The sequence below is a fragment of the Prevotella bivia DSM 20514 genome (assembly GCF_000262545.1).
GTDB classification, from domain to species: Bacteria; Bacteroidota; Bacteroidia; order Bacteroidales; family Bacteroidaceae; genus Prevotella; species Prevotella bivia.
In genome coordinates this window covers 52,199-66,380 of record NZ_JH660659.1, presented here as the reverse complement: position 1 = coordinate 66,380, position 14,182 = coordinate 52,199, and the positions used below count along the sequence as shown (strand labels likewise).

Annotated in this window: 11 protein-coding genes and 1 pseudogene; 7 read left to right on the top strand and 5 right to left on the bottom strand. The window is 37.4% G+C overall.

The annotated features are described in order from the left end of the window. The first annotated feature begins 6 nt into the window (after positions 1–6). Positions 7–1,038: a porin gene (locus tag PREBIDRAFT_RS00905; protein WP_004337227.1), complete on the top strand. Its 1,032-nt coding sequence runs from the start codon at positions 7–9 to the stop codon at positions 1,036–1,038. Positions 1,039–1,144: 106 nt separating this feature from the next. Here the strand turns inward: PREBIDRAFT_RS00905 and PREBIDRAFT_RS11920 are convergent. Then, a pseudogene (locus tag PREBIDRAFT_RS11920) lies at positions 1,145–1,279 on the bottom strand (IS982 family transposase); the annotation flags it as partial. Between the two features lie 313 nt (positions 1,280–1,592). Here PREBIDRAFT_RS11920 and PREBIDRAFT_RS00900 point away from each other — a divergent pair. The 6 genes from PREBIDRAFT_RS00900 to PREBIDRAFT_RS00875 are packed head-to-tail and all read left to right on the top strand — an operon-like array spanning position 1,593 to position 9,347. Beyond that, positions 1,593–2,381 carry a cell division ATP-binding protein FtsE gene (locus PREBIDRAFT_RS00900; protein ID WP_004337224.1) on the top strand — a complete coding sequence of 263 codons (789 nt, stop codon included), beginning with the start codon at positions 1,593–1,595 and terminating at the stop codon, positions 2,379–2,381. A 30-nt stretch (positions 2,382–2,411) separates the two neighbouring features. Beyond that, positions 2,412–3,731 carry an aspartate kinase gene (locus tag PREBIDRAFT_RS00895; RefSeq protein WP_004337221.1) on the top strand — a complete coding sequence of 440 codons (1,320 nt, stop codon included), beginning with the start codon at positions 2,412–2,414 and terminating at the stop codon, positions 3,729–3,731. Between the two features lie 39 nt (positions 3,732–3,770). Beyond that, positions 3,771–4,922 (top strand): diaminopimelate decarboxylase, encoded by a 1,152-nt coding sequence (gene lysA, locus PREBIDRAFT_RS00890; RefSeq protein WP_004337219.1) that lies wholly within the window; start codon positions 3,771–3,773, stop codon positions 4,920–4,922. Positions 4,923–4,950: 28 nt separating this feature from the next. After that, a complete protein-coding gene (locus tag PREBIDRAFT_RS00885; protein WP_004337217.1) occupies positions 4,951–6,147 on the top strand; it encodes a glycosyltransferase in 1,197 nt (398 codons plus the stop codon). Further along, the gene (locus PREBIDRAFT_RS00880; protein WP_004337215.1) at positions 6,147–7,301 is read left to right on the top strand and encodes a glycosyltransferase family protein; all 1,155 of its coding nucleotides are present in this window, start codon (positions 6,147–6,149) and stop codon (positions 7,299–7,301) included. The genes PREBIDRAFT_RS00885 and PREBIDRAFT_RS00880 overlap by 1 nt, the downstream gene beginning before the upstream one ends. 30 nt (positions 7,302–7,331) lie before the next feature. Continuing rightward, entirely contained in the window at positions 7,332–9,347 is a 2,016-nt protein-coding gene (locus tag PREBIDRAFT_RS00875) for a fructose-1,6-bisphosphatase (protein WP_004338972.1), read from the top strand. Between the two features lie 85 nt (positions 9,348–9,432). Here PREBIDRAFT_RS00875 and PREBIDRAFT_RS00870 read toward each other — a convergent pair whose 3' ends face one another. From PREBIDRAFT_RS00870 to PREBIDRAFT_RS00855, 4 genes are all read right to left on the bottom strand, one after another. After that, positions 9,433–11,139: an acyl-CoA dehydrogenase family protein gene (locus tag PREBIDRAFT_RS00870; RefSeq protein WP_004337212.1), complete on the bottom strand. Its 1,707-nt coding sequence runs from the start codon at positions 11,137–11,139 to the stop codon at positions 9,433–9,435. Positions 11,140–11,150: 11 nt separating this feature from the next. Beyond that, entirely contained in the window at positions 11,151–12,173 is a 1,023-nt protein-coding gene (locus PREBIDRAFT_RS00865; protein WP_004337209.1) for an electron transfer flavoprotein subunit alpha/FixB family protein, read from the bottom strand. A gap of 126 nt (positions 12,174–12,299) precedes the next feature. After that, positions 12,300–13,169 (bottom strand): electron transfer flavoprotein subunit beta/FixA family protein, encoded by an 870-nt coding sequence (locus PREBIDRAFT_RS00860; RefSeq protein WP_004337207.1) that lies wholly within the window; start codon positions 13,167–13,169, stop codon positions 12,300–12,302. A 273-nt stretch (positions 13,170–13,442) separates the two neighbouring features. After that, positions 13,443–14,150 carry a peptidylprolyl isomerase gene (locus tag PREBIDRAFT_RS00855; RefSeq protein ID WP_004337205.1) on the bottom strand — a complete coding sequence of 236 codons (708 nt, stop codon included), beginning with the start codon at positions 14,148–14,150 and terminating at the stop codon, positions 13,443–13,445. Between the last annotated feature and the right edge of the window lie 32 nt (positions 14,151–14,182).

Sequence of the window (14,182 nt, the reverse complement as noted above, 5' to 3'; positions counted from 1 at the left end):
GATCCTATGAAATTAAGATCACTACTATTATTAACTGCTTTATATACCTATTCGGTACAGGCGCAGGACTCCAAACAGAAACCTATAAATATTACTTTTGAAGCACGCGGAGATTTCTGCAATGAAAAGGTTGACGGTAAAACCGATCATGAGAATTCAGGATTTAAGGGTACTAATTTAAACCTTATTCTCAAAGGCAACATTGGCAAAAAGTTCTCGTACATGTACCGACAGCGTCTTAATGGTATCAACAAAGATTACTCTTTTTTTGATGCTACTGATTGGCTTTACTTATCATACCACATTAACAACAACTTTACACTAACAGCAGGAAAATGGGCTGTAATGGTAGGTGGTTGGGATTTCGATCCAGCTCCTATTGATGTATTCCAACTCTATGAATTCCCTTATAATTTTCCATGCTATGAATGGGGAGTATGGGGAAGCTATGATACAAACAATAAGAAAGATAAGATTATTGCACAATTTGTTGAAAGTCCGTTTCAAAAGATGTATAATCACAGCCATAACGAAAAAACTAATCTTTATGCCTACAACTTAATTTGGTATGGCAGTCATGGCAGATTTCATACAGATTGGTCAGTAAATATGATGGAATATGCGCCTAATAAATATATAAACTATATAGCACTAGGTACTCGATATGATATTACAAACAAGTTGCAAGTCCAAGTTGATGTAATGAATAGAGCTGCAAAACATCAAGCCTTTTTCTTTAAAGACTGCTCCATATCTGGAAGAGTTGATTATCAGCCTAGCAAGCATTTCAATATATGGACAAAGGCAAGTTATGATGTTAACCAAACAAATACAGATGCTGATAAATGTGTCTTACCTAATACAGAAATAACTCGATTAGGGGTTGGTATGGAATATTTCCCACTTACCGACCAGCGAGTACGTCTCCATGCTAATTATAGTTATGCTTTTGGGAAAAATACGAATGAGAATGGGTATTTAAAAGACAAACAGTCAATGATTGATCTTGGAGTAACTTGGCGAATGAAAGTTCTTTAATTAGTTGATATATTATAATCTTCATTTCACTTAACTAAAACTCAACGAGGGTGTGTCAAAACTGGCACTCCCTCTTTTTTTTGCACAAAGCCCCGACTTTCTCAAGCCAGAGCTTACATATATCAAGTATTTTTACGAAATTTGCATATAAGTTGTGCATACGGATTATTAAGCTTAATGTTTTGGTTATCACCAAGTTACAAATAAAATCTTGTATGTGCAACTTTTCTTTCCTATAAATTTATCCATCATTTTAATTCCGCCAATGGGTAATACCTCTGTTTTTCCTTTGTGATTGAACAGGTCGGTACATCATTATTTATTGTAACTACTCATATTGTTTTCCTTGAACCACTCTCTTAGTCTATCATCATTTGACACCGTAATATCACTGATATTAAGTCGTTTAGCTTCATTTTTTCTGCTTTTTAAGGCTATTCCAGAGATTTTTATTATCTTTGCATAAGATAGATCCATAAGTTAAGCTAATAATATAAGCATACAAGGATAGTAACAAAAAAAAGAAATATCACGATTTAAAGTAACAAATAGATATGTTAGTAGATTATCAGAAGGTCAATATATATCAAGATGAGCGTCTTATATTAAAGGATGTAGATTTACAAGTAAACGAAGGTGAATTTATCTACATCATCGGCAAAGTAGGTTCTGGAAAAAGTTCATTACTTAAAACGATGTATTGTGAGCTTGACATTGACCGTGAAGACGCAAAAAAAGCATCTATACTAGATGTTGATATTACAGATCTGAAACGCAGTCATGTACCTGAATTAAGGAAGCAAATGGGTATCATCTTTCAAGATTTCCAATTGCTTCACGATAGAACGGTTGCTCTAAACCTAAAGTTTGTATTAGGCGCAACAGGCTGGACGGATAGAGAAAAAATTAACCGCCGTATAGAAGAAGTACTTGCTCGGGTAGGAATGCTAGAAAAGAAAGACAAAATGCCTAGCGAACTATCCGGAGGAGAGCAGCAACGTATAGCCATTGCAAGAGCACTCTTAAATAATCCTAAGGTCATCATTGCCGACGAACCTACTGGTAATCTTGATCCTGAAACAGCCACAAGTATTGTTCAATTGCTACAAGACACTTGCAAAAACAACACAACTGTGATTATGTCAACACATAACATCCAGATGATAGAGAAATTTCCAGGCACTACCTATAAATGCGTAAATGGAATGTTCAAGCGAGAGAATGAGGAAGAAATAAAAGCAGAGGCAAAAAGCGAAATCATTGAAACAACAGCAGAAGTGATAAAAGCTGAAAGTGAAGAGGTTGAGGCTGAGAACAGAATAGCAGAAGCTGAAGAGGCATAATAGTTAACGATATACAAAGATAAAAAGCGTATGGAAGTAATGAAGTTTGGTGGAACCTCGGTAGGTTCTCCAGAAAGAATGAAAGAAGTAGCCACATTAATAACAAAATCGGGAAATCCTACTTTTGTTGTTCTTTCTGCAATGAGTGGTACCACAAATACTCTTATAGAGATATCTGACTATTTATATAAAAAAAATCCAGAAGGGGCTAATGAAATTATCAATCGCTTAGAAAGAAAATACCTTGGACACCTTGACGAACTCTTTTTAACTGAAGCATATAAGCAAAAGACAAAGAAGTTTATTACAGAGGAATTTAATTACCTTAGAACTTTTACAAAGGACTTATTTACCTCATTTGAAGAGAAAGCAATTGTTGCACAAGGAGAATTTATCTCAACCAATATGGTAGTGAACTACCTACAGGAACAAGGTATAAAGGCTACACTACTCAACGCTTTAGATTTTATGCGTACGGATAAAAATGCAGAGCCTGACCTTCAATTCATAAGAGAAAAGCTAACTACTATCTTAGAAAATACCCCAGATCAGCAGATCTATATCACACAAGGCTTTGTATGTAAGAACGCTTACGGTGAGATTGATAACCTTCAACGTGGCGGATCAGACTACACAGCTTCGCTCGTAGGAGCTGCTATTAATGCAGAAGAAATACAGATTTGGACAGATATTGATGGCATGCACAATAACGATCCACGAATAGTAGAGCATACAGAAGCTGTTCGCCAATTAAATTTTGAAGAAGCTTCAGAACTTGCTTACTTCGGTGCTAAGATCCTCCACCCTACTTGTATCCAACCTGCAAAATATACAAGTATCCCTGTTCGACTAAAGAACACTATGGAACCAGAGGCTGAAGGAACGATCATCAACAACGAATTAGTAAATAATAAGATCAAGGCTGTAGCAGCAAAAAATAACATTATTGCTATCAAAATTAAATCGAGCCGAATGCTAGGTGCTTCAGGATTTTTACGCAAAGTATTCGAAATCTTTGAAAGTTATCAAACTCCTATTGATATGATTGCTACAAGTGAAGTTGGCGTTTCTATGACTATAGAAAACAATTCCCACCTCACAGAAATCGTTGATGAGCTAAAGAAATATGGCACCGTTACTGTAGATACTAACATGTGTATCATCTGTGTAGTAGGCGATCTTGATTGGAGTAACCTTGGATTTGAAACAGTAGCGACAGAAGCACTGAAGGATATTCCTGTAAGAATGATTAGCTATGGTGGGAGTAACTATAACATTTCTTTCCTTATCAGAGAAGAAGACAAGAAAAAAGCGTTGCAATCGCTCTCCAACAGATTGTTTAATCAATAATATCTAACGATAAGCAAGAGCGCTATTAAAAGATTTAGGATGACATACCCAATAGAGAAATTTAAAGATATAGAGACACCCTTTTACTATTATGATAGCGATATTTTACGCCACACACTAAGAACAATCTCGGAAGAGATTAGTAAACACATAGGATTTCACGTGCATTATGCCATCAAAGCAAATGCTAATCCTGATGTTCTTAACATTATTAAGGAATACAACTTAGGTGCCGACTGTGTGAGCGGAGGTGAGATAGAACGTAGCATTAATAGCGGGTTTCCTGCAAAAAAAGTGGTATATGCAGGAGTTGGCAAAGCGGATTGGGAAATTGAGCTTGCCTTAGACTATGATATTTTCTGCTTTAATGTAGAAAGTTTAGAGGAACTTGCAATCATTAATGAGATTGCAGAAAAAAAGGAAAAGATAGCTAAAGTGTGCTTCCGCATTAATCCAAATGTAGTTGCACACACACATGCTAGCATCACAACAGGCTTAGCCGAAAATAAATTCGGTATTGCATTGCAAGACATACACAAGGCAATAAAGGTAGCAAAGGCTTTGAAAAATATAGAGTTTATAGGTCTACACTTCCATATTGGCTCACAAATTCTTGATATGGACGATTTTATTGCCCTATGTAATCGCATCAATGAAATACAAGACGATTTGGAAGTAAAGGGTATCAAGCTAAAGATTATCAATGTTGGGGGTGGTTTAGGAATTGATTATAACAATCCTTCAGAGAACCTTATCCCTAACTTCAAACTCTACTTTGATACTTATGCTAAATACCTACAGTTGCGAGAAGGACAAGAAGTACATTTTGAATTAGGCCGTTCTGTAACTGGTCAAATGGGAAGTTTGATTACTAAAGTGCTGTATATAAAACATAGCTCTACAAAAAAGTTTGCTATTTTAGATGCTGGCATGACCGACTTAGTTCGCCCTGCTCTCTATCAGGCTCACCATAAAATTATCAATCTTTCAAGTACAGAAGTCAAAGAAACCTATGATGTTGTTGGTCCTATCTGCGAATCGAGCGACATCTTTGCAAAAGATATTCTGCTACCTAAACTCCATCGTGGCGATTATGTTGCTTTACAGTCGGCTGGTGCGTATGGAGAAATTATGGCATCACAATATAACTGCCGTAAACTTCCTATTGGATATTTGTCAGATAAGTTGTAAATTTGTCCATAGATTTGGAAATAAAAAGATGCAAAATATAGATACTCTAACAATAATAGTATCAGTAGTGCTAATTTTTCTAGCACTACTGACACCTTTTATAAATCCTTTCTTTAGAAGTGTTCGTAAAAAAGGATATGCACAAAGTAAGGATAACATTATAGAAACTTGTGAAAGACCAACTACAAATTCTGAAACAAGCCAAAAAGAAGGCTATCCTTCTATTTCTATCTTGCTTACACCAACAGACAATGCAGAAGTAGTATCGGAGAACCTTTCTTTATATCTTAACCAAGATTATCCTAGCGATTTTCAAGTGATTGTTGTAGCCCCAGAAAAGGATAAAGAAACGGAAGATGTTCTAAAGCAACATACTAATGAAAGACTTTATTTTACTTTCATACCCGACTCTTCACGCTATATGAGCAAAAAGAAGCTCGCTATTACCCTAGGAGTGAAAGCTGCTGAATATAATTGGATAGCAATGGCTGATATTTTCTGTAAACCATCATCTGAGAACTGGTTGAAAACACTTGCTGATGGCATATCAGAGAAAACTGATCTCATTGTAGGCAGCACCCAATATGATGAGGGAACAACCGATTTTAAAAAGTTCGAACGCTTCCTGACTGCGCAATATCTCCTACGAGAATATGCCTTTAAAACCCCATATCGTTGTGAAGACAATGCACTTATGTTTAAGAAAGACATGTTTTTAAACAATGAGGGCTTTAGAGGTAACTTAAAGTACATTCGAGGAGAATTTGACTTTATCGTAAATAAATATGCACTAAAAGGAAACCTTACCTATATAGATAATGAAGAGGGAACATTGATAGAACCAGCTCCTACAGACAAGATGTATCGTGACAAACATCTATTCTATATGGAAGATAGAAAGCATTTGGAACGAAGCACAAAGCATCGCCTGATTTTTAATATTGATCAATGGGCATTACACCTTAACTATATTGCTTTATTAGCGGGGGGAACTTTCGCTGGAGTTACAAAGAATTGGATCATATTAGGAGCAGCAGTTCTAGCTTTGCTGCTCACGCTTAGTATCCGTATCTTGATATTCTATAAAAGAAGCAAACTTTTAGGAGTAGACATTTCTTTATGGAAAATTATTTTCTATGAAATAAGAATAATTTGGCACAATATAAAATTCATGATAATGTATCGTCGTGCTGATAAATATGACTTCATCTCACATAAGTTATAATGAAAGTATTACATTACGTTGATAATCTCAAGCATAGCGACCTACGGTCAGACAGCATCCAAACATTAATAGATGCTGAAAGGAATTATGCAGAAACTTATCTAGCTAAAAACTTTGATGACTTTCAGAAATTATCAAATGATGTTCATCCTGATATTATCCATTTACATGCTTGTTGGGATCATCAAGCATATCGTTGCGCCAAGTTTGCCACAAAGAAAAATATTCCAATAGCATTATCCACTCATTGGAGTTTAAACTCTTTTGCAAGAAAGAATGAACAGCATGTTGAGAAGGTTATTAAGTCTATTGCTTATTTTTCGCAGTTAGTTAAGCTTGTAGATGCTTTTGTTCTTGACGATGAGAAAGAAAAGAAAGCAATCCTAAAACAAGGCTGGAGTAATCGCATAGATATTATCGCATCAAGTATTCTTAATAGTGCTATAAGCACTGATAGTATGGCTACTAGTATGATTACTTTTTATAAAAAGGTACTTAATACTGGTTATCAATTTTCTATGTCTGCACAAGAATACGAAGCTATGATTAGCTTAATGACTGCTGGAATTGATCAGGCCACTAATCATAATCCATTGCCCAGTAACCAACTACTCAATCTTAGAAGTTTAAATCCAAACCAATGGAGACATATTTTCCTCTACGCTGACGATGAAGGGGTTAGGGATATTATAGATAAAAGTATTCAATACTTACAATTATATGCTCCCAATATTAACACTACAGAAATTGTTAGATACCCTTTATTTCTACAGAAAAATTTACAATCTCTTGATGAGTATAGAGATAAAACTGGAAAGAAACTTGCAAAAAAACTTTTTGCCGATGAGGATATACCTTGCGAATACATATTAAAAGATATTGTAATTGCATTTTATCATACAAAGCAACTCTATGATAAAGGAACACTTAGTTTGCTTCATTTATGCAACTTACATACGCTCATAAAATATAATGATTACGATGAAGATCAGCTAAAAGATATTCTTAAAAGAATGCAACTATATAAGTTTAGCCGTCGGATGATTAAAATATTGGAAGAGTTTACTCAACTTGAAGAAGGCTTTATGCCACTCATTCCACTTGACGACAAACATACGAAACAGATACGAAACATCTTTAACAAACGAAAATAAAAACGTTTCAGCCATTCAATAATGACTATTATGACAAAAAAAATATACGATTTACAAAAAGACGAGAGGTATCTACAACTCTTATCACAAACATTCCCTACTATCGCAGATGCTTCTACAGAGATTATCAACCTAGAGGCTATAATGAACTTACCTAAGGGAACAGAACATTTTCTAGCAGATATACATGGTGAATATGAAGCTTTTCAACATGTTTTAAAAAACGCTTCTGGTAACATTAAACGAAAGGTTAATGAGCTTTTTGGAGACACGCTCCGCACCTCTGAAAAGAAAGACTTATGTACACTGATTTATTACCCAGAACAAAAACTTGAGTTAGTAAAGAAAGAAGAGAAAGATCTCAACGACTGGTATCACATTACTATCTACCGTTTGGTAGAAGTTTGTCGTGATGTTTCTAGCAAATACACTCGTTCAAAAGTACGCAAAACATTGCCAATCGACTTTGCTTACATCATTCAAGAACTTCTCCATGAAAATTCAGATGATAAAGATAAAACCGATTACATTAGTGCAATTATCACAACCATCATCACAACAGGACGTGCTGATGCTTTTATCACTGCCATTTGTAAAGTAATACAGCAATTGGTAATCGACCTCTTACACATTCTTGGCGATGTTTATGATCGTGGACCAGGCGCACATATTGTTATGGAAACCTTAAAAAACTATCATAATTGGGATATCACTTGGGGCAATCATGATATTCTTTGGATGGGTGCTGCTGCTGGTAATACATCATGCATTTGCAATGTTATCCGAATAGCATTACGCTATGCCAACATGAATACCATTGAAGATGGTTATGGTATTAATCTTATTCACCTAGCTACCTTTGCCATGGACACTTATGGCAATGATCCTTGTGCAGAATTTTATCCAAAAATCCTCGTTGAAGATAAACTTGACGAAAGAAACAAGACCCTCTTAGCACAGATGCATAAAGCTATTAGTGTGCTGCAATTTAAACTTGAGTCTCAGCTTTTTGAACGTTATCCGTTTTGGAAAATGCAAGACAGAGAACTGCTAAAACAAGTTGATTATGAGAAAGGAACAATAACACTTAATGGGGTTGTTTATAATATGCGTTCATGCCATTTCCCTACCATTGATCCTAACAATCCTAATGCCCTCACTCCTAAAGAGCAAACACTGATTGATCGATTGCAACAATCTTTCAAAACAAGTGAACGATTACAAGAACACATTCGGCAATTGCTTTTACATGGACGTATGTATCGTATCATTAACCACAACCTCTTGTATCATGCTTCCATCCCCCTTACAGAAGAAGGAAAGCTAAAGGAGGTTGAGATTTATCCTGAGTTAAAAGCATGTGGGCGTGAACTTCTTCACAATATTGGAGTTATTGTTCGTCGTGCTTTCCAAAAAGGTACAGAGAGCGACGGAGGTATTGATCCACAGTATGCCATTGATTTCTTCCTATACCTATGGTGCGGACCAGAAAGCCCTCTCTTCGACAAAGCCAAAATGGCTACCTTTGAACGCTATTTCATAGAAGACAAGGAAACCCACAAAGAAACAAAGGGAGCCTACTTCGTAATGCGAGATAAGGAAGAAATTGCAGATATGATCTTAGACGAGTTTGACGTGCCTAAAACAAACAGACATATTATCAATGGACACGTTCCTGTTCACGTAGCGAAGGGTGAAAATCCTATCAAAGCAGGAGGTAAACTCATGGTGATAGATGGTGGTTTGTCAGAAGCCTATCACAAGGAAACAGGTATTGCAGGATATACTTTGGTATTCCACTCACGTGGTTTCCAACTAGTGCAACATGAACCATTTACATCAGCAGAAGATGCTATCAAGCGTGGTACTGACATTGTAAGTACTACTCAAATAGTGGAAATGAATCAACGCCGCACTCGTGTGGCAGATACCGATATGGGTACCGAACTTCGCTTACAAATCAATGCGCTAAAAGAATTATTATACGCTTACCGCATAGGGTTCATAGCTGAGAAAGAGAGCAAAAATCCTCCTAAGAAATACTAAAGTATAGAGAGAATGAAAAGTAAAAGCACGGAAATCTGATCGCCATCAGATTCCGTGCTTTTTGAGTTATAACTAATTTATATATCTATTGTTCAAAGCTTGGAAGGTCAGAAACATCAAAATTGTTAATGTAAGCAACCTTTCCTATTACATTTTCTTCTGTCATTTTCACAAAGACATGTGCGCTCTTGGCAAAAAGTTCTGGAGCTTTAGAAGCATCTGCGATAATCAACAAAGACATAATGATCTCTGTTGTCATATCGTAAAGACGGCGCGCTAAGAAGTCTTGAACATCTTGATTCTCAATTTCTTTCACCTTATTTACAGCAGCTTCATAATCCTCTACCAATGTTGCTATAAGCTTACGCAATGGTTCCATTTCTACAGAAACCTCTTCTTCTAACATCTCACGGATGATAGATAAATAAGTACCATTAGTAATGTAACGAATAGCAGCTACCACTTGCAACTGGGTTGTACCTTCATAGATAGAGAAGATACGAGCATCGCGGAACAAACGTTGGCACTTATACTCCATAATAAAGCCTGAACCGCCATGTACAGAGATACCATCGTAAGCATTCTGATTAACATATTCAGAGTTCATTCCTTTAGCAATTGGAGTGAAAGCATCAGCCAAGCGAGTGTATTTTTTCATTTCCTGACGTTCTTCTGGAGATAGCTTCTCATCGCGTGCAATATCTTCCAAAGCTTTATAGATATCTACATAACGAGCTGTTTGATACAACAAAGAACGACCTGCATCTAGTTTTGCTTTCATACGAGAAAGCATATCATAAACAGGAGGCATATTAATGATTTTCTTGCCAAACTGAGCACGATCCTTTGCATACGCTAAAGCTTCGTTGTAAGCCTCTTGGCTCACACCTACCGATTGTGCAGCAATACCCAAACGAGCACCATTCATCAATGCCATAACATACTTGATTAAGCCCATACGAGTGCTACCACATAGCTCAGCCTTAGCATTCTTATAAACTAGCTCACAAGTTGGCGATCCGTGAATACCTAACTTATGCTCAATATGACGAACATCAACACCGCCCTCACGCTTATCATAGATAAACATTGATAAGCCACGACCATCCTTCGTACCTTCTTCTGAACGTGCAAGAACAAGATGAATGTCAGAGTCGCCATTGGTAATAAAACGCTTCACACCATTCAAACGCCAGCATTTCTCTTTTTCATCGAAACTAGCTTTTAGCATTACACGCTGAAGATCTGAACCAGCATCAGGTTCGGTTAAATCCATTGACATAGTTTCGCCTGCACAAATACGAGGAATATACTTTTGGCGTTGCTCTTCACTACCAAACTCATAGAGTGTATCAATACAACTTTGTAATGACCATAGATTTTGGAAACCGCCATCGCCAGCAGAGATCATTTCTGACATCATGGAGAAAACTACATTAGGTAGGTTTAAACCACCATAACGGCGAGGCATGCTAACACCCCATAAACCAGCCTTACGCGTTGCCTCAAAATTCTCAAGGGTTTTGCTGGCGTAGTGCATACGGTTATCTATAAGGTGTGGACCTTCTAAATCTACTGCTTCAGAATTAGGTGCCAAAGTATCCCCTGCCACTTCACCTGTGATATCAAGAATACGCTTATAGTTCTCAATAGCATCCTCATAGTTTACAGGTGCTTCTTCAAACTTATCTTTATCAGCATAGTTGCGCTCTTTCAAGTCAACGATGCGTTTCATCAATGGATGATTGAGGTGGAACTCAATCTCTGGATGTTCTGTATAATAGTTAGCCATGATATCTTACTTTATTTAGTGTTCTGTTTGTAATACTTTATCATCTTAGGCACTACTTCTTCTACTGTACCTATAATAACATAATCGGCAATCTGATTGATGGGTGCATCAGGATCGCTATTAATAGAAATGATAATACCCGACTCCTGCATACCAGCAATGTGTTGGATCTGCCCAGAGATACCACAAGCAATATACACCTTTGGATGAACGGTAACACCTGTTTGCCCTATTTGTCGATCATTGTCTACCCAACCAGCATCAACAGCAGCGCGACTAGCACCTACCTCACCATGAATTTCCTTAGCTAATTGGAACAAAAGATCGAAACCTTCTTTTGATCCTACACCATAGCCACCAGCTACAACAATAGGTGATCCCTTAAGGTTATGCTTTGCTGCTTCAACATGTCGCTCTAGTACCTTTACAGCATAGCTCAACTCGCTAACATATTTATCTACTTCTGGATAAACAACCTCGCCTTTAGCTTTACCTTCATAAAGTGCTTTCTGCATTACACCTGAGCGTACAGTTGCCATCTGCGGACGATGCTTAGGATTAACAATCGTAGCAACAATATTACCACCGAAAGCAGGGCGGATCTGATAAAGGATCTTATCATAATGCTTTCCCTCTTTCTTATCATCGTATGAACCTATTTCTAATTGGGTGCAATCGGCTGTTAAACCACTTGTCAAAGATGAGGATACACGAGGACCAAGATCACGACCTATTACGGTAGCACCCATAAGACAAACTTGTGGTTCTTCCTCTTTGAATAAGTTTACTAAAATATCTGTGTGGGGGGCAGAAGTGTAAGGAAAAAGGCGTTCATCGTCAAATACAAACAACTTATCCACTCCGTATGGAAGCACCTGCGATTCCACTTTATCTTTAATACCAGCACCAGCTACAATGGCATTCAATTCCACACCAAGTTCATTGGCTAGTTTTCTTCCTTTTGTTAGTAATTCTAGCGAAACCTCTTGAACTGTAGAACCTTCAATTTCACAATATACAAATACGTTATTCATTTCTTGAATTGAAAATTAAGAATTGAGAATTGAGAAATAATCTCCTTATTAAGGGCTGAGAAAAAGGAAAAGGAAAACGCTAAAGCAAAAATTTTCTATTCGTAATTCTCAATTCTCAATTTATTACTATCCTATAATCTTCTCATCCAACAATTCTTTCATGAAGCCTTCTACATCTTCATCTGAACTGGTGAGCGTTTTACTCTCTTTAGCCTGAAACACAATATTCTGCACAGCTTTCACCATAGTTGGTGAACCTGACAATCCACATTGAGCTTCATCACCATCAACATCGGCAACCGACCATTGATTTAACGTTAAATAAGGACGCTCTTCGTAAAGCTGCGCCCATGGCTCATTGCCTGTGCGCTCCATTGGGCATTTAGCATATTTATACTTCATAACTCGCTTCACATTACATGGACGAGCAGGAGCAGCCGAACCATTTACCGTGATCAATACTGGTAATGGAGCCTCAACAAGCTCTACACCACCGTCTATATGACGACGAATAATAGCTTTACCATCTTCAATCTTTACGATTTCTTCTGCGTATGTAACTTGGTTCAAACCCAACTTCTGTGCCACCTGAGGACCAACCTGTGCGGTATCACCATCAATAGCTTGACGACCACCAATAACAATATCTACATCGCCTATCTTCTTGATAGCTATTGATAGTGCATAAGAAGTAGCTAAAGAGTCAGCTCCAGCAAACTTACGATCGGTAAGCAACCAACCAGTATCTGCTCCACGATAAAGACTCTGTCGAATAATTTCACCTGCACGTGGAGGTCCCATTGTTAATACACCGACGGTAGAACCAAGGTTCTGTTCTTTCAATCTTAAAGCTTGTTCTAGAGCGTTTAGGTCTTCTGGATTAAAAATTGCAGGAAGAGCAGCTCGGTTAACAGTACCAGCCTCTGTCATTGCGTCCTTACCCACATTTCGTGTATCGGGCACCTGTTTAGCAAGTACTACGATTTTTAAACTCATAGTTATATAATTGTTTATTATGATATTTCATTTACGGTATCCATAGGCAAAAGTAAGGCTTTTTCTGCTAGAATGGAAAACTTTTACTCTTTTTTCTATATATTTCTTACGTTATTGGATTTTACCAATAATTCTTCTTAATTTCACTTCGGCTTCCTAAAATCCTTTCTTTTTTTCTAGGGCTATTGCTTAATTTAACAAAGAAACAAGATGTACTCCCAAGAATCGTTACCGTTATAGAGCGATTTAAAGGTGTTGGTGGAAAAACTTTGCTTATGGCAAAACGGTAGCTCTGATGATCTTTACGTCTTCTACTGGACGATCATTAGAATCGGTTTTTACAAAGTCGATTTTCTCTACCACATCAAACCCTTCCACAACCTCCCCAAAAACGGTGTACTGACCATCTAGGTGTGGAGTGCCACCATGCTGTATATAGTATTGGCGCACTTCGGGAGTGAGCCTTACTGTGCCATTGGTACGCTTGTCAATTTTTGCCTGCATTTGATCAAGCCCAGCCTCATCATACACCTTACCCCATACGATATAGAATTGGGCTGCAGATGACTTTCGAGCAGGATTAACATCATCGCTCTCGCGTGCTGCTGCTAACGCACCACGTTTATGGAAGATTTTAGGATATTTTATCTCTGCATCTAAGGTGTAATTGAGATCGCCCTCACCGAGAAGATCACCAGGTAAGGCATGACGTGAGGTGGTATCGCCCGACTGGATCATAAAGTTGGCGATCACACGATGCCACAAAACACCATCATAGATGCCTTGACGGGCAAGTTTGAGAAAATTATCACGATGGCAAGGTGTCTCATTATAGAGTTCCACTACAATGCGCCCTTTGGAAGTGATGAGTTCTACACGTGCCCGCTTATCACATTGAGTTGCTCCACAGCATGAAAGCTTTTGTGCCATAACAATCATAGCGGTAAGCACAAGGCTAAATATCAATAATATTCTCTTCATATCTTAATTTATAAAACTAGACTGGTGCTAAA